We start from the raw sequence: 16,021 nt of genomic DNA on the forward strand, positions 1-16,021 counted from the left end.
CTCTTCCTATATGCTTATGTGGCCCGCGCGTTTAGGCGCAATGACTCACGCTATTTTCATGCTCCAGCGCGGCAATACAGTGCTTAACCACACCGGCGACGTCGGGCGAAATATCTATCTGGATAACATCCGGTTCACTGATACCCGGTACTTCCAGGGTTGCGAATTGGCTTTGCAACAGGCTTTCAGGCATAAAATGCCCAGCGCGCTGCTGCATTCTGTGTAGCACCAAATCGTAATCACCGCTCAGCCACAGAAAACGTATCCCTTGATTGCTGGCACGCAAACGATCGCGATACTGCTTTTTCAGCGCCGAACAGACTAAAAAACCGACTTCATTTTTCTGTTGCAGGCTATAGGCCACATCACTTAACCGTTCTAACCAAGGAGCACGATCAACATCATTTAGCGGCTGACCTGAGGCCATTTTTTGGATGTTGGCGCGCGGGTGTAGGTCATCACCATCAATAAACTTGGCGTTAAGCGCTTGTGCCAGTGCTTGACCGACGCAGGATTTCCCCGTGCCGGATACGCCCATAACAATAATGCATTTCCCAGACATAATGTTCCTCTGTTCCCAGTCAATTGAAGCATTAACCAACGTTATTGATGGGACGAATAACGAAGGTCGCTAATCTCCCAATCACTTCAAGCGAAGGTTAAACTGCAACTAACATCCCGCCATCAACAAACAACAGATGACCATTCACGAAATCAGAGGCTTTGGAGGAGAGATAAACCGCAGCACCAATCAACTCTTCCGGGTCTCCCCAGCGAGCAGCCGGTGTCCGTTTACATAACCAATCAGTAAAGGCTTTATCATCTACCAACGCTTTTGTCATATCCGTTTTGAAATAGCCAGGTGCGATACCATTGACCTGAATATTATAGCGAGCCAGCTCAACACACATACCACGAGTTAGCATTTTTACCGCACCTTTAGAGGCGGCATAGGGGGTAATAGTGTCGCGGCCTAATTCGCTTTGCATCGAGCAGATATTGATAATTTTGCCGCGTTGACGTTTAACCATATAGCGGGATACGGCCTGTGAAACCAAGAATACGGACTTCTGGTTGACCGCAATCACGTCATCCCAATCTTTTTCTGGGAATTCAGTAAAGGCATGGCGGCGCTGAATGCCGGCATTATTAATTAAAATATCGATAGCACCGATGCTACTTTCTATTTGTTCAATGGCTTCATTAACCGCATCGTGATTAGTCACATTAAAGGCGGCAGCATGAGCAATAAAACCGCTAGCACGTAATTCCGCCACGGCTTTTTCCGCTCGTTCTGCGGTAATATCATTAATAATTATCTCTGCACCAAATTCGGCCAGGCCTTTCGCTAATAAAAAACCAATGCCTTGAGCAGATCCCGTAATTAATACTTTGCGGTTTTCTAACGAAAATAAATTCTTCATAATAAATTCCTGATGGAAATGGCGCTTATTAAGCGACATTATAAAATAAATATTATTGAATAATGACTGGGTGAAAACATGTGCATATCAAACCGTTTTCCGCTTGGGTAAACTGTGATGTAGATCACTTTAAATCATGTTACAACAAGCTGTTACCACATACGTGAGCGATATCCCCTTGATGAAGGGGAAATACTGCTGTTAGCCGGTTTTTTTGCTGTTTTATTGCAAGGTTTCAGTTTAACTTATTGATAATAAACTAGATTAATAATATGTCACCTGGCTGTTATTGTATTTTAAAGCAGTAACATGCTTTTCATTACACAAGCTAACAGTGCATAATCATATTACCCATTGCGCACTCTTGTTCCAGGTATTTGCCATGAAAAACCAGCGTGTTACGTTACAGGATATCGCGTTACTTGCAGGCGTGACCAAAATGACTGTCAGCCGCTACTTACGCACGCTGGAAAAAGTGGCTCCAGAGACGGCTGAGCGTATTGCTCAAGTGATGGCGGAGGTTAATTATGCTCCTGATTCTGAAGGGGAAAATGGTTTCAATCAAAAGATCCCGCGTATTGGTATCTTGATACCTTCCTTTAATAACCAGATTTTCTCTGACTTGCTGGCGGGTATTGAATCGGTAACCGCTGCCAGCGGCTATCAAACGCTGGTGGTTAACTATAACTATGATAAAGAACGTGAGGAGCAGCAGATCGTTAATCTGTTGTCCTGTCAGATCTCAGGTCTGATACTCACTGATTCAGAACATACCTTACGTGCTGATAAGTATTTGAATGCAGCCGAAATTCCGGTTGCACAAGTGATGGATTTAGAGCCACAGTTCAATCGTATTACCGTTGGTTTTAATAATTATCAGGCTGCCTACGATATGACAGCGACACTATTGGCCAGTGGTAAGCAGAATATTGTCTATTTTGGCTCGATGTCAGATGTACGAGATCGCAAACGTTATCAGGGATATAGCCAGGCGATGATAGATACAGGATTTACGCCATTGCATATCACTCCTAATAAGGTCTCTTCTGTCTCGATCGGGGCTGGGATGCTAGCTCTGGCACGACAAATGTATCCGCAGGTTGATGCTATTTTCTGTACTAATGATGATATGGCCGTCGGCGTGTTACAAGAATGTCTGAAAATAGGCATGGCGATACCGGCTGAAATGGCAATTTCGGGTTTCCATGGCTTAGATATCGGCCAGGCAACCACCCCGGTGCTGGCCAGTGTTACCACCCCACGGTTTGAAATGGGTAAAGTTGCAGCGGAAATTCTGATTAAGAAAATAAATAAAATCCCTACAATTGAACAGGTTGACCTGCATTACCGCATTTCACTCGGTGGGACTATCTGATCTTCTTATCACCGCTAGCAGCCATGGCTCTGGATGATGGCTGCGAATCACTTTGGTCAATGGCCGCTAAATTATCCCTCCGTCAATCAATAACAAATAACGGCAACCGATAACATTTTACTTAGTTAATTCTATAAGTTCTTAACCGGCATTTGCCTGGCTGAAACAATTCAGCACTGGCAATGATAGGTCGATCACGTTACCGGTAACATGTTTTCTTAACATGATTTACAGTGACCTACATCACAAAATAAAACATTGAAAACGGGTCTTATAACGACATTCGCTGAATGGCTAAATCATCCGATGATTACCTGCCGCCATTCTGGTTTTTTATGATTTATTGACATGATCAGGTACCCGTAATGAAAAACAGCAAACAAGCCGTATTAATCATCGCTCCGGTAATGGACTATTTAACTGAAAAATTGGAGCAAACCTTTACTGTTCATAAACTCTTCCAGGTTACCGATCATGCTGAGTTTTTTGCAGAACAGGGGCAGAATATTAAAGGCATAGTGACCCGTGGTGATATTGGTGTCAGCAATGAGGTGTTGGCACTGTTGCCTGAAGTGCAGATAATCTCAATCTTTGGCGTCGGTACCGATGCGGTGGATTTAGCAACCACCCACGAGCGCAATATTATTGTTACTACCACTCCCGGTGTACTGACTGACGATGTTGCTGATACCGCGCTGGGGCTAATCATTGCGACTTCTCGTCGCCTGTGTCTGGCTGATAAATTCCTGCGTGCCGGACAGTGGCCGCACAGTACTTTGCCATTATCATCTAAGGTTACCGGCAAGCGTCTGGGGGTCTTTGGTATGGGGCAGATTGGCCAAGCCATTGCTCGCCGAGCGGCGGGGTTTGATATGCAAATTGCCTATACCGACAAAGCACACAACGAAACGCTGCCCTACCAATATATGCCTGATCTTATGAGTCTTGCCAGCCAAAGCGATATTCTGGTGGTCGCAATCTCGGGAGGGAAAGACAGTGCCGGTTTGGTGAATAAAACCGTTTTTGCTGCGATGCCTAATCACGCCATTTTGATCAATATTGCCCGGGGCAGTATGGTGAATCAGGATGATTTAATCCTTGCGTTGCAGCAGCAAAATATTGGTGGTGCGGGCTTAGATGTTTTTGCCGATGAGCCTAATGTGCCACCAGCATTGATCGAGATGGATAATGTGGTCTTGCTGCCACACATTGCTAGTGCAACGACGGAAACTCGAATTCAAATGAGCGATATTGTCTTCTCAAATATATTAGCCCATTTTTCTGGTGAAAAAGCCCCTACGGCGATCACCTATAAATAATAGATAATTACTTTTAATTAAATATTAAAAATGACCAGTGAATTTTAATTAACACCAGAAAATAAACTTCTGTTTATTTGCTTGCGGCATTCCCTACACCATTATTTATGGTGCGGGTAATACTCTGCTATTATCATGAGGCGTGTTTATATGGACAGTAAGATCCCTAATGCCCGTTGGTTTCGCGTTATTGTTCCAATAATGATTGCTTGTATTATTTCTTTTATGGACCGGGTAAATATTAGTTTTGCATTACCTGGTGGTATGGAAAGTGATCTAGCAATTACCAGTCAAATGGCTGGTTTAGCGGGCGGTATTTTCTTTATTGGTTATTTATTTCTACAAGTACCGGGTGGCCGTATTGCGGTTCATGGCAGCGGCAGAAAATTTATTGCTTACTCTCTTTGTGTTTGGGCCGTCGTCTCGATTCTGACCGGTTTTGTCACTAATCATTATCAACTGCTATTCCTGCGCTTTGTGCTCGGGGTGTCAGAAGGCGGCATGCTGCCAGTGGTGCTGACTATGGTCAGTAACTGGTTCCCGGAACGCGAAATCGGCCGGGCCAATGCTTTTGTCATGATGTTTGCCCCAATTGGCGGCATGTTCACCGCACCGCTATCGGGTTTCATTATTAATGCTCTGGACTGGCGTTGGCTGTTTTTCCTCGAAGGTTCACTGTCAGCCGTGGTGCTGGTGATGTGGTGGTTTGTTATCAGTGACCGACCAGAGGAAGCTAAATGGTTGTCGGCAAGGGAGCGCGATTATCTGGTGACTGAGTTGGCGCGGGAACGGGCTGAACGGATGCTCGATGCTCCGGTGACCAATGCGCCATTAAAGGCGGTATTCCTGAATAAAGGCTTGATGAAACTGGTCGCACTGAACTTCTTTTATCAGACCGGCGATTATGGTTATACCTTATGGCTGCCGACCATCTTGAAAAACCTAACCGGCGGTAATATGGCTTCCGTCGGTATTCTGGCGATTTTACCCTTTATTGCCACCACTGCCGGTATCTACTTCATTTCTGCCTTGTCGGACAGAACCGGTAAGCGCCGACTGCTGATTATGGTTTCCCTGTTCTGCTTCGCCGCCGGTCTGGTGACGTCGGTGATTTTCCGCCACAACGTACTGGTCTCTTACTTGGCACTGGTGGTGTGCGGGTTCTTCCTCAAAGCCGCAACCAGTCCATTTTGGTCAATTCCGGGCCGTATCGCGGTGCCTGAAGTGGCGGGTGGCGCACGCGGGGTGATCAATGGCTTAGGCAATCTGGGCGGTTTCTGTGGCCCGTATCTGGTAGGCGTGATGATTTTCTTCTATGGACAGAGCGCGGCAGTTTGCATGCTGGCAGGCTCCCTGATTATTGCGGGATTGATAACCTTAACCCTGCCGAAAGAGTGTGATGTTGAAGTTAGCACGGCGGGGAAGGGCATCGCTGACAAAGGTTTGGCTAAAGCTAAACGCGCTTAAGCCGTGGTGGGGTTTTGGTGGATAACCACTATGCCCCGCCATTTATCACCGGAGAATTTCATGAATCTACAACAGCAATTAGCTCGCTGTCAGCAGCATCAACAACTACTGCAATTGCCTCATTTCAATCATGAAACGGCCTGGCGGTTGGGTGAGAAAATAAAGTGTCAGGCTGAGCGGCAAGGCGTGGCTCTGGCCATCGATATCACGGTAAATCGTCAGACACTGTTTAGTTATGCCATGTTGGGGACTAGCGCTGAAAACCATGACTGGCTGCGACGTAAGCGCAATGTGGTAGAGCTACTTAATACCAGCTCTTATGCCGCTGGCTTGATGTTACAGCAGCGTCAAACCTCACTGGAAGCACGCTATGGTGTCAGCTTGCGGGATTATGCCGCCTTGGGCGGTGGCTTTCCGTTACAGGTTCAACAGGCTGGTGTGATTGGTAGTGTGAATGTATCTGGCGCCCCCCATCTGGATGATCACAATCTGTTGTTACAGGTATTGGCAGATTTTATCGGCCTGCCTCTGAGCAGCATTGAACTTTTAACGCCCTTGAGTGAATAAGGAATGGCGATGAACGCGACCCTCACCCGAGTCACGCAACGTATTACAGCGCGATCCGTAGCCACCCGTACTGCCTATTTGCAACGTATCAGCGCGGCTAAGGAAAATACAGTTCGCCGTTCGCAACTGGCCTGTGGCAATTTGGCGCACGGTTTTGCGGCCTGCCAGCCGGACGACAAAATAGCGCTGAAGAACATGGTACGCAGCGATATCGCGATTATTACCTCCTATAACGACATGCTATCGGCACATCAGCCGTATGAACATTATCCGCAACAACTAAAAGATGCCTTGCATGCTGTGGGGGCAGTCGGCCAGGTGGCGGGCGGTGTTCCGGCGATGTGTGACGGGGTGACGCAAGGGCAGGATGGCATGGAACTGTCGCTGATGAGCCGCGATGTAATTGCGATGTCTGCGGCGATTGGCCTGTCACATAATATGTTTGATGGTGCACTCTATCTTGGGGTGTGTGACAAAATTGTCCCCGGTTTGTTGATGGCGGCGTTGTCATTCGGTCATTTACCGGCGGTTTTTGTCCCCGCCGGGCCGATGGCCAGCGGCCTGTCTAATAAAGAAAAAGTGCGAGTGCGCCAGTTGTTTGCGGAGGGCAAAGTCGATAGACAGGCTTTATTGGACGCGGAAGCTGCCTCCTACCACAGTGCCGGTACCTGTACTTTTTACGGCACCGCCAACTCCAATCAGATGGTGATGGAGGTGATGGGGTTACACTTACCCGGCTCTTCCTTTATCCAGCCCAATACGCCGCTACGTGATGCGCTCACCGCCGCTGCCGCCCGTCAGGTCACGCGCCTGACAGAAACCAGCGGTAGCTATTTACCCATTAGTCAGTTGGTGGATGAAAAGGTGGTGGTCAATGGCATTGTGGCACTACTGGCGACCGGCGGTTCGACTAACCACACCATGCATTTAGTGGCGATGGCGCGCGCGGCGGGGATCATCATCGATTGGGATGATTTTTCTGAGTTATCGGAAGTGATACCACAGTTATGCCGCATTTATCCCAATGGCCCAGCAGATATCAACTACTTTCAGGCGGCCGGTGGTGTAGCGCTGCTGGTAAAAGAGCTGTTGCAGGGCGGTTTACTCCATGAAGATGTCCATACCGTGGCCGGATTTGGCTTGCAGCGCTATACCCAAGAGCCTTATCTGGATCAGGGGCAATTATGTTGGCGTGACGGGGCACAGCAATCGCTGGATGAAACTGTTATCGCCAGTATCGCGATGCCTTTCTCACCACATGGCGGCACCAAAGTCTTAAGTGGCAACCTAGGGCGGGCAGTGATGAAAACCTCGGCAGTACCGCGTGATCATCAGATCATTGAAGGCCCGGCCGTGGTGTTTGAAAGCCAGCACGACGTTGGTCCGGCATTTGACGCAGGCGCACTGGATCGCGATTGCGTGGTGGTGGTGCGTTATCAGGGGCCGCGTGCTATTGGTATGCCGGAGTTGCATAAACTGATGCCACCATTAGGTGTATTACTGGACCGTGGCTTTAAGGTGGCACTGGTCACCGATGGCCGCTTGTCTGGTGCGTCAGGTAAAGTGCCCTCAGCCATCCATGTGACACCCGAAGCGTATTGCGGTGGTTTGCTGGCGAAAATCCGTAATGGCGATCGGGTGCGTGTTGATGGTGTCACTGGCGAGCTTTCACTGTTAGTGGATCAAGCTGAACTGGCTGCCCGCCATACCGACTTGCCAGATATTGCTGCCTTCCACGTAGGATGTGGCCGTGAATTGTTTGGTGCATTGCGCGAACAACTTTCCGGTGCTGAGCAAGGGGCTTGTTGTATCCGTTTTTAGTCATAAAACAGGGGGAAGGGGCATCAGTAACTCTTTTTCCCCTCATATTACTTGCCATACAGATTAATCCTGAAAACTCCATTTCCACCTTGAATCAATATTACGCCGGCTATTTTCGACTATCCTTATGAGATGTCCTTTTTTCACTCATGGAGAACGCATATGAACCGAGATAAAGAACAGCAAACCTCGCTGGATGACGATCTGACTATGCTGACCGATACGTTGGAAGAAGTGCTGCGCGCCTCGGGTGATGCGGCTGATGAAAGCTATCAAGAGATTAAAGCCCGGGCGGAAAAAGCATTAAAGGAGGTTCAGAACCGTTTGAATGGCCGCAGTGAATGCTATATCAAGCGGGCGAAAGCACTGGCGTGTTGCACCGATGATTATGTGCGTGAAAAACCTTGGTGCAGCGTAGGGATAGGGGCGACTGCTGGCTTGATCGTGGGGCTATTGATCGCCCGTCGCTGAAGGATTGACGGCTGATCACTGGATCCATTACCAGGGGCTGCGGCCCCTTTATTTTTCAATTGCCGCTTTGCTGCAACGCGACATAATTGGAGTCTAGCCAGTAGACACCTGTGCTGAGTGCCAGATAACACTTATTGAGTATACAAAACCATCAATATCAAATATTAGTGTGATAACTAACAATAACTTTTGAATCTGACTTTTCTTATTATTCACGCCCCGTATAATCCCACTCTTTCTGTTGATTTGCCGAGGTGGTCGTGAAACAACTTTCTGGTTTGCTGGGTGAATTACGGCAGAAATTACGTGCCGGTTTCCCTGACCAGGCAGGTATCCGGCAAATTATCGTGCCCGCACCGGGTCGAATCGGTAGCCAACTATTAGAGTGGCTGGCCGCCCAATGCCATTTCCCACAATTTTACTGGCTCCATCGCGAAGGTCATGAAGAGGCTGCGGTCTGCGGTCAAACTCGGCTCTTCAATGATATGCAAGCGGCTGATCATTTTATTCAGCAGCATCGGGATGCGAGCGGATTACGTATTTGGGGCTTGAATGCCTTTGAACCGGTGATCGTTAACCAACCCGCTGATGGCGCGCCACTGGCGCAGGCCAGTTTCCTGTTTCTACCCCGCATTGAAATATTACGTCGGGGTGAGCAGACCTATTTAACGCTCAATTTGGCCAGCGACTTCTCCCTACAGCAAGATGCTCTGCACGCAATTAGCTTTATCGACCAACTGGTGGCTGCCAGGCCGTTGCCTGCACTTGATACTCAGGTGCAACATGCCCGCCATATGCCGGAATATCCGCAGTGGCGCCATCTTATTCAGCACGCGTTGGCTGAGATTGAGCAGCAGAAGATGGAGAAAGTGGTTCTGGCGCGTGCCACCCAACTGACGCTGGATAAGCCTCTCTCCAGTGGGGCATTTATGGCCGCCAGCCGGCAGGTCAATCACCACTGTTTCCACTTTATGCTGCGTTTTGATGCGCGGCGCGCATTTCTCGGCTCCAGCCCTGAGCATCTCTATCTACGCCAGCAGTTGCATCTGGAGACTGAGGCTCTGGCGGGCACGGTATCCAGCGCAGAAACCCCCGAGCAAGCGGCAGAACTGGCCGATTGGCTGATGCATGATGAAAAGAATCAACGCGAGAACTTGTTGGTGGTGGATGATATCTGCCAGCGATTGCAGGGCGGGGTGGCAGCAGTTGATGTAATGCCACCGGAAATCATCCGCTTGCGTAAAGTGCAGCACTTGCGCCGCTGCATTCATGCTCAACTCACCCGCGCCAGCGATACCGATTGCCTGCAACGTCTACAACCGACGGCGGCCGTCGCCGGTTTGCCTCGCAATGTCGCGCGACAGTTTATTGCGCAATATGAACCTTTTTCCCGCGGCTGGTATGCCGGTTCGGCCGGCTATCTTTCGGCAAAACAGACTGAATTTAGTGTCGCCCTGCGTTCTGCCAGGGTAGAAGAACAGCAGGTCCATCTGTATGCCGGAGCCGGTATTGTGGCCGGCTCTGACCCGGAACAGGAATGGCAAGAAATTAACAATAAATCAGCCGGGCTACGCACCTTGCTGGAAAGTCAGCTGTAGGATAATAAAATGCCGTAATTAACCGCACTCATTATGTGGGCGGATTGTGACACCTAAGCGGCAGGTGTAAACTGTGAGCACTTTCCTTACTTATAACCATTAATCAGTCACTCCGGGCTTTTTTAACAGGATGAAGCACTATCCTCATGTTGATTATCGGGGTCGCAGTGTCTGTTAACTGACTGTTGAGCGAACAATGTCGACAAGTGTTTTTAACCGTCGTTGGGCGGCGTTGCTACTGGAAGCCTTGACCCGCCACGGTGTGCGTCATATCTGTATTGCTCCCGGCTCCCGCTCGACGCCGTTAACACTGGCGGCAGCGGCCAATCCTGCGCTGGTTTGTCATACCCATTTTGATGAGCGCGGTTTGGGCCATTTGGCCTTAGGTCTGGCAAAAGCTTCCACCGAGCCTGTGGCCGTTATTGTCACTTCCGGTACTGCCGCCGCCAATCTTTATCCTGCTCTGATTGAAGCCGGGCTAACCGGTGAGCGGCTGGTGTTATTGACCGCAGATCGTCCGCCAGAATTGATTGATTGCGGTGCCAATCAGGCTATTCGTCAACAAGGGCTGTTTGCCAGCCACCCTACACTAAGCCTCAATCTGCCGCGTCCGACCCCCGATATTTCTGCCAGTTGGCTGGTTTCCACACTCGATAATGCGATGGCACAATTACAGCACGGTGGCTTGCACATTAACTGCCCGTTTGCCGAACCCTTGTATGGTGGTGATGAGCACGCCTATGCCGAATGGTCTGCCACCTTAGGCGACTGGTGGCAGGAGTGCCATCCGTGGCTGCGTCAATCCTTATCTGTGCCACAAGGCCAGCAAGCGGACTGGTTTTTCTGGCGACAAAAGCGCGGAGTGGTGATTGCCGGGCGCATGACGGCACAAGAGGGGCAGCTACTGGCTGAATGGGCTGCTCTGCTCGGTTGGCCGCTGATCGGTGATGTGTTGTCACAAACCGGTCAGCCGCTACCTTGTGCTGACTTATGGCTTGGGCATCCCACCGCTAAAACTATTCTCTCGCAGGCGCAGATTGTGCTGCAATTGGGTAGCAGCCTGACCGGTAAACGGCTGTTGCAATGGCAGGCTGGGTGTCAGCCGCAAGAGTACTGGTTGGTCGATAACCTGCCCGGTCGCCTCGATCCGGCGAATCATCGTGGCCGCAGAATTATTTCACCGGTGAATACATGGCTGGAGGAACATCCAGCACAGCGTCGCACGCCGTGGGCCGGTGAGCTGACCGTCTGCTCGGAGAATGCTCAAGCCCATGTGGCTGAAGCCTTGAATGAGCAATTTAGCGAAGCCGCGGTCGCGCATCAACTGGCAGAATTATTGCCGGATAATGGTCAGTTGTTTGTCGGTAACAGTTTAATTGTGCGTTTGATTGATGCGTTGGGCCAACTGCCTGCTGGCTATCCGGTTTACAGTAACCGTGGTGCCAGTGGCATCGACGGTTTATTGTCAACGGCAGCCGGTGTTCAGCGTGCAACCGCTAAGCCGACGTTGGTTATCGTGGGTGATTTATCGGCCTTATATGACCTTAATGCTCTCGCCTTATTGCGCCAAAGCTCGGCCCCTACGGTGCTGCTGGTGGTGAACAATAATGGCGGGCAGATTTTCTCGTTGTTGCCTACCCCAGAAGCAGACCGCCAGCGCTTTTATTGTATGCCGCAAGATGTGAGTTTTGAGCACGCCGCAGCTATGTTCAGTCTGCATTATGCTCGACCGGATAGCTGGCCCCAGCTCCAACAACAGGTGGCGCAATGCTGGTTGCAAGGTGGCGTTACATTGATTGAAATCGTGGTGCCGCCCAGTCAGGGGGCAGAAACACTGCAACAACTGGTGCAACAGGTGGCCCAATTATGACGCTGGCTTGCCGTAAACTCGATCCCCACCCGCAGTCTCCCGCCCGGCATCATAGTGGGCCATGGTTGGTGTGGTTACATGGTTTGTTAGGCAGTGGTCTGGATTGGTTGCCGGTTGCTGAGTTATGTGGCGATTATCCCTCGCTGCTGATAGACCTGCCCGGCCACGGTAAATCGGCCGCCGAGACTACCTGTGGTTTTGCGGATATCAGCCGTCAGTTAGTACAAACGTTACAGGCTAACGGTATTCGCGAATATTGGCTGGCAGGCTACTCTTTAGGGGGGCGAATTGCGATGTATCACGCCTGCTATGGTAGCCATCATGGTTTGCAGGGCTTATTGGTCGAAGGGGGTAACCTCGGGCTGGAAAGCACTGAATTGCGTGAAAAACGCTTGCAGCAAGACCGCCTGTGGGGCCAGCGTTTTCGCCAAGAGCCGTTGCCGCAGGTGCTGGCTGACTGGTATCAACAGGATGTATTTGCTGATTTAGACCCACAACAGCGCGAGAAATTGGTGTTACTGCGGGCGGACAATCATGGCCCATCAGTCGCTGATATGCTCGAAGCAACGTCACTCGGCCATCAACCTTGGCTGCTACCGGCGTTACAACGGCTCACGGTCCCTTACACTTATCTGTGTGGCGATCGCGACCATAAATTCCAGCAATTGGCTGTTCAATACCAGTTGCCATTACGCACACTGGCACGTGCCGGACACAATGCACATCGGGCGAATCCCGGTGCTTTTGCCGCGCAGGTACTTTCATTTTTATCACAGTCTTCATTTTTGTCACTCCCCCGTTAAAGGAATGCTTACTATGCTTTATCCGAGCGAAGAACAGTTGTACGCCGCTATCGACTGGCAGGATTGCTCTACTGGATTTGAAGATATTCGTTATCACAAATCCAGCGATGGTATTGCCAAGATAACCATCAACCGCCCCCATGTGCGTAACGCATTCCGCCCGTTAACGGTTAAAGAGATGATTCAGGCGCTGGCTGATGCCCGCTATGACGACAATATCGGGGTGATCATTTTGACCGGCGAAGGTGATAAAGCGTTCTGTTCCGGCGGTGATCAGAAAGTCCGTGGCGACTACGGCGGTTATAAAGACACCAGTGGCGTCCATCATCTGAATGTGTTGGATTTCCAGCGCCAGATCCGCACCTGCCCGAAACCAGTCGTGGCAATGGTCGCGGGTTATTCCATTGGTGGCGGTCATGTATTACACATGATGTGTGACTTAACCGTCGCCGCCGATAACGCTATTTTCGGCCAGACCGGGCCAAAAGTCGGTTCATTCGATGGCGGCTGGGGTGCGGCCTATATGGCGCGTATTGTCGGCCAGAAAAAAGCGCGTGAAATCTGGTTCCTGTGCCGCCAATATGATGCTAAACAAGCCTTGGATATGGGGCTGGTGAATACCGTGGTACCTATCGCTGAACTGGAACGTGAAACCGTGCGTTGGTGTCGTGAAATGCTGCAAAACAGCCCCATGGCACTGCGCTGCCTGAAAGCCGCATTGAATGCTGACTGTGATGGTCAGGCGGGTCTGCAAGAGTTGGCCGGTAACGCCACGATGCTGTTCTATATGACCGACGAAGGTCAGGAAGGGCGTAACGCATTCAATGAGAAACGCCAGCCGGACTTCAGCAAATTCAAGCGTAATCCGTAATGCGCGCGGCCACGCTTTACCACTATAGCCTTCCGATGGAAGCGGGAGTGATATTGCGCCACCAGCGGCTGAAAAGCCGCGATGGGCTATTGGTTAAATTACAGCAGGGCGACCAGATTGGCTGGGGAGAAATTGCCCCCTTACCGGAGTTCAGCCAGGAAACCCTGCCTGAAGCTCAGGTTGTGACACAGCATTGGCTACAAAACTGGGTGAATGGGGCAGAACCTGAATTTGATGCTTTGCCATCAGTTGCTTTTGGCCTTAGTTGTGCGCTGGCGGAGCTGAATCAAACGCTGCCATTAGCGGCAAATTACCGCAAAGCACCACTGTGCACCGGTGATCCAGATGAGCTATTTGCAGTGTTACAAGCACTGCCTGGGGAAAAAGTCGCCAAGGTGAAAGTCGGGCTGTATGAAGCGGTGCGTGATGGCATGATTGTTAATGTGCTGCTGGAAGCTTTGCCGGATTTGACACTACGGCTGGATGCCAATCGTAGTTGGACGCGGGCGAAAGCTGATGGGTTTGCGAAATATGTCAATCCTGAACTGCGTGCACGCATTGCATTTTTGGAAGAACCTTGTAAAACCCGCGCCGAGTCTCGAGAGTTTGCCCGTGACACGGGGATTGCTATCGCGTGGGATGAGAGTGTGCGCGAGGCTGATTTTAAGGTTGAAGCCGAACCCGGCGTGGTAGCGATTGTTATCAAACCGACGCTGGTGGGCAGCATCAGCCGCTGTCAGCAACTGGTGCAGCAAGCGCATCAGGCGGGATTAGTGGCGGTGATCAGTTCCAGCATTGAATCCAGTCTTGGCTTAACCCAACTGGCACGGCTGGCTGATTGGCTGACACCGGATACCGTGCCGGGGTTGGATACACTGAACCTGATGCAGGCACAGTTAGTCCGTCCGTGGCCGGAGAGTCCCTTGCCTATGGTGACAACCGAACAGTTGGCCGTTCTATGGCACAGTTGAATGATTGGCCCTGGCAATATTCTTCTCCCTGGACTTACTCTTCTCCTTGGAAATACTGGGCCAATCTGCGACCTCAGGCGATCGCCATCCGCTCGGGGTCACAACTGATCAGTTGGCAACAATTGGCGGCTGATATCGATAGCCTAGCGGCAGGTTTTCAACTGCAAGGTGTCGCCCCCGGTAGTGGTGTGGTACTGCGTGGTAAGAATAGTCACACATTGTTGATGGCCTATCTGGCGGCATTGCAGTGTGGCGCGCGCGTTTTACCGCTCAATCCACAGTTACCTGATGCGTTGCTGGCACAGCTTCTGCCCCAGTTGGATATTGATTTTGTACTGAACCTGGCAGCCCCGCTGTCAGCGGCTCTCTGCTTCACGCCACTGGTACTTGATACCGATAACTCCGTTATGACACCGGTTGTCTGGGATAGTCTACGGCTGGCGACGATGACATTAACGTCGGGCTCTTCCGGTTTGCCCAAAGCCGCAGTGCATTTGCTGGCGGCGCATCTGGTTAGCGCCGATGGCATATTAAAGCTGATGAGTTTCACCTCGACGGATAGCTGGTTGCTGTCGTTACCGCTGTTTCATGTTTCGGGGCAGGGTATTGTCTGGCGCTGGCTGAGTGCCGGGGCCACTTTGGTGGTGCAGGAGGGGATGGCATTGCATGATGCTCTGGCCGGATGTAGCCATGCATCGTTGGTGCCAACCCAACTGTGGCGTTTGTTAGCGAACACTGACACTCGTCTAACACTGAAAGAGGTTTTGTTGGGGGGCGCGGCTATTCCAACTGCGCTGACGGAGCATGCCGAAACCCGTGGCATCCGCTGCTGGTGCGGTTATGGGCTGACGGAGTCGGCCTCAACGGTTTGTGCCAAACGTGCCGATGGCTTGCCCGGTGTGGGGGTTGCGCTGGCGGGGCGCGAGGTAAAACTGGTAGCAGATGAAGTATGGATAAAAGCAGATTGCCTTGCGGCGGGTTACTGGCAGCAGGGAAAGTTGCAGCCCATAACCGACAGCGAAGGGTGGTTTCATACCCGTGATCGCGGGATGTGGCGGCAAGGTGAACTGCATATTCTCGGGCGGTTGGATAATCTGTTTTTCAGTGGTGGCGAGGGCATTCAGCCGGAGGATATTGAGCGGGTTTTGTCACAGTATCCGGGGATACAACAAGCTTTCGTCGTGCCGATGGTTGATGCTGAATTCGGCCACCGACCGGTCGCGGTGATAGATGCTGCCGATGAGGTGGATGAGGTGAGTTTATCAGATTGGCTGATACCACAATTGGCGGTATTCCAACGACCAATTGCGTTTTACCGCTTACCGGCGGCGCTTAAGCAGGGGGGGATTAAGGTATCCAGACAGGCGGTTATTGATTTTGTGGCTAAGTTGATTTGATGATCGGGTTCGGTTGATAGACGATTAGGTGACAGGGTTCGGTTGTTAACTCGGTGCTTTAACAACC

General features: G+C 50.8%; 14 protein-coding genes. 12 read left to right on the top strand and 2 right to left on the bottom strand.

Annotation, left to right across the window (positions count from 1 at the left end; all coding sequences use genetic code 11):
* Positions 1–31: 31 nt before the first annotated feature.
* Both V2A84_RS03845 and idnO read right to left on the bottom strand, forming a co-directional pair.
* Positions 32–562 (bottom strand): gluconokinase, encoded by a 531-nt coding sequence (locus V2A84_RS03845; protein ID WP_083158267.1) that lies wholly within the window; start codon positions 560–562, stop codon positions 32–34.
* A gap of 97 nt (positions 563–659) precedes the next feature.
* Complete coding sequence (idnO, locus tag V2A84_RS03850; protein WP_083158268.1) at positions 660–1,424, bottom strand: gluconate 5-dehydrogenase; 765 nt, start codon at positions 1,422–1,424, stop codon at positions 660–662.
* Between the two features lie 364 nt (positions 1,425–1,788).
* Here idnO and V2A84_RS03855 point away from each other — a divergent pair, with 364 nt between their 5' ends.
* The 12 genes from V2A84_RS03855 (at position 1,789) to menE (ending at position 15,954) form a co-directional block, all read left to right on the top strand.
* The gene (locus V2A84_RS03855) at positions 1,789–2,799 is read left to right on the top strand and encodes a substrate-binding domain-containing protein (protein ID WP_442849111.1); all 1,011 of its coding nucleotides are present in this window, start codon (positions 1,789–1,791) and stop codon (positions 2,797–2,799) included.
* Between the two features lie 365 nt (positions 2,800–3,164).
* Positions 3,165–4,118, top strand: a complete 954-nt coding sequence (locus tag V2A84_RS03860; protein ID WP_083158270.1) for a 2-hydroxyacid dehydrogenase — start codon at positions 3,165–3,167, stop codon at positions 4,116–4,118.
* Positions 4,119–4,268: 150 nt separating this feature from the next.
* Positions 4,269–5,585 (top strand): MFS transporter, encoded by a 1,317-nt coding sequence (locus V2A84_RS03865; RefSeq protein ID WP_083158271.1) that lies wholly within the window; start codon positions 4,269–4,271, stop codon positions 5,583–5,585.
* Positions 5,586–5,645: 60 nt separating this feature from the next.
* Positions 5,646–6,152, top strand: coding sequence for a heme-degrading domain-containing protein (locus V2A84_RS03870; RefSeq protein WP_083158272.1), 507 nt, complete (start codon positions 5,646–5,648; stop codon positions 6,150–6,152).
* 9 nt (positions 6,153–6,161) lie between these two features.
* Positions 6,162–7,973: a phosphogluconate dehydratase gene (gene edd / locus V2A84_RS03875; RefSeq protein ID WP_442847683.1), complete on the top strand. Its 1,812-nt coding sequence runs from the start codon at positions 6,162–6,164 to the stop codon at positions 7,971–7,973.
* Between the two features lie 162 nt (positions 7,974–8,135).
* Positions 8,136–8,444, top strand: coding sequence for a DUF883 domain-containing protein (locus V2A84_RS03880; protein ID WP_083158274.1), 309 nt, complete (start codon positions 8,136–8,138; stop codon positions 8,442–8,444).
* A gap of 260 nt (positions 8,445–8,704) precedes the next feature.
* Entirely contained in the window at positions 8,705–10,042 is a 1,338-nt protein-coding gene (menF, locus tag V2A84_RS03885) for an isochorismate synthase MenF (protein ID WP_442848616.1), read from the top strand.
* A 196-nt stretch (positions 10,043–10,238) separates the two neighbouring features.
* On the top strand, positions 10,239–11,912 hold the full coding sequence (gene menD / locus V2A84_RS03890; protein ID WP_083158276.1) for a 2-succinyl-5-enolpyruvyl-6-hydroxy-3-cyclohexene-1-carboxylic-acid synthase: 1,674 nt from the start codon (positions 10,239–10,241) through the stop codon (positions 11,910–11,912).
* A complete protein-coding gene (gene menH / locus V2A84_RS03895; protein ID WP_102970380.1) occupies positions 11,906–12,715 on the top strand; it encodes a 2-succinyl-6-hydroxy-2,4-cyclohexadiene-1-carboxylate synthase in 810 nt (269 codons plus the stop codon). The genes menD and menH overlap by 7 nt, the downstream gene beginning before the upstream one ends.
* A gap of 13 nt (positions 12,716–12,728) precedes the next feature.
* Positions 12,729–13,586, top strand: a complete 858-nt coding sequence (gene menB, locus V2A84_RS03900; RefSeq protein WP_005191245.1) for a 1,4-dihydroxy-2-naphthoyl-CoA synthase — start codon at positions 12,729–12,731, stop codon at positions 13,584–13,586.
* Entirely contained in the window at positions 13,586–14,557 is a 972-nt protein-coding gene (menC, locus tag V2A84_RS03905; RefSeq protein ID WP_083158278.1) for an o-succinylbenzoate synthase, read from the top strand. Before menB ends, menC begins: the two co-directional genes overlap by 1 nt.
* On the top strand, positions 14,545–15,954 hold the full coding sequence (gene menE, locus V2A84_RS03910) for an o-succinylbenzoate--CoA ligase (protein WP_442848617.1): 1,410 nt from the start codon (positions 14,545–14,547) through the stop codon (positions 15,952–15,954). Before menC ends, menE begins: the two co-directional genes overlap by 13 nt.
* Positions 15,955–16,021: the final 67 nt, after the last annotated feature.

Origin of the sequence: Yersinia sp. 2553 StPb PI (genome assembly GCF_052217105.1) — a bacterium.
In the GTDB taxonomy this organism is placed as follows: domain Bacteria; phylum Pseudomonadota; class Gammaproteobacteria; order Enterobacterales; family Enterobacteriaceae; genus Yersinia; species Yersinia enterocolitica_E.

Excerpts from the sequence above, each read along its gene's own strand:
- V2A84_RS03845 (WP_083158267.1), bottom strand. The coding sequence starts at position 562 with ATGTCTGGGAAATGCATTATTGTTATGGGCGTATCCGGCACGGGGAAA.
- edd (WP_442847683.1), top strand. The coding sequence starts at position 6,162 with ATGAACGCGACCCTCACCCGAGTCACGCAACGTATTACAGCGCGATCC.
- menE (WP_442848617.1), top strand. The coding sequence starts at position 14,545 with ATGGCACAGTTGAATGATTGGCCCTGGCAATATTCTTCTCCCTGGACT.
- idnO (WP_083158268.1), bottom strand. The coding sequence starts at position 1,424 with ATGAAGAATTTATTTTCGTTAGAAAACCGCAAAGTATTAATTACGGGA.
- menB (WP_005191245.1), top strand. The coding sequence starts at position 12,729 with ATGCTTTATCCGAGCGAAGAACAGTTGTACGCCGCTATCGACTGGCAG.
- V2A84_RS03860 (WP_083158270.1), top strand. The coding sequence starts at position 3,165 with ATGAAAAACAGCAAACAAGCCGTATTAATCATCGCTCCGGTAATGGAC.
- menC (WP_083158278.1), top strand. The coding sequence starts at position 13,586 with ATGCGCGCGGCCACGCTTTACCACTATAGCCTTCCGATGGAAGCGGGA.
- V2A84_RS03870 (WP_083158272.1), top strand. The coding sequence starts at position 5,646 with ATGAATCTACAACAGCAATTAGCTCGCTGTCAGCAGCATCAACAACTA.
- V2A84_RS03865 (WP_083158271.1), top strand. The coding sequence starts at position 4,269 with ATGGACAGTAAGATCCCTAATGCCCGTTGGTTTCGCGTTATTGTTCCA.
- menD (WP_083158276.1), top strand. The coding sequence starts at position 10,239 with ATGTCGACAAGTGTTTTTAACCGTCGTTGGGCGGCGTTGCTACTGGAA.
- V2A84_RS03880 (WP_083158274.1), top strand. The coding sequence starts at position 8,136 with ATGAACCGAGATAAAGAACAGCAAACCTCGCTGGATGACGATCTGACT.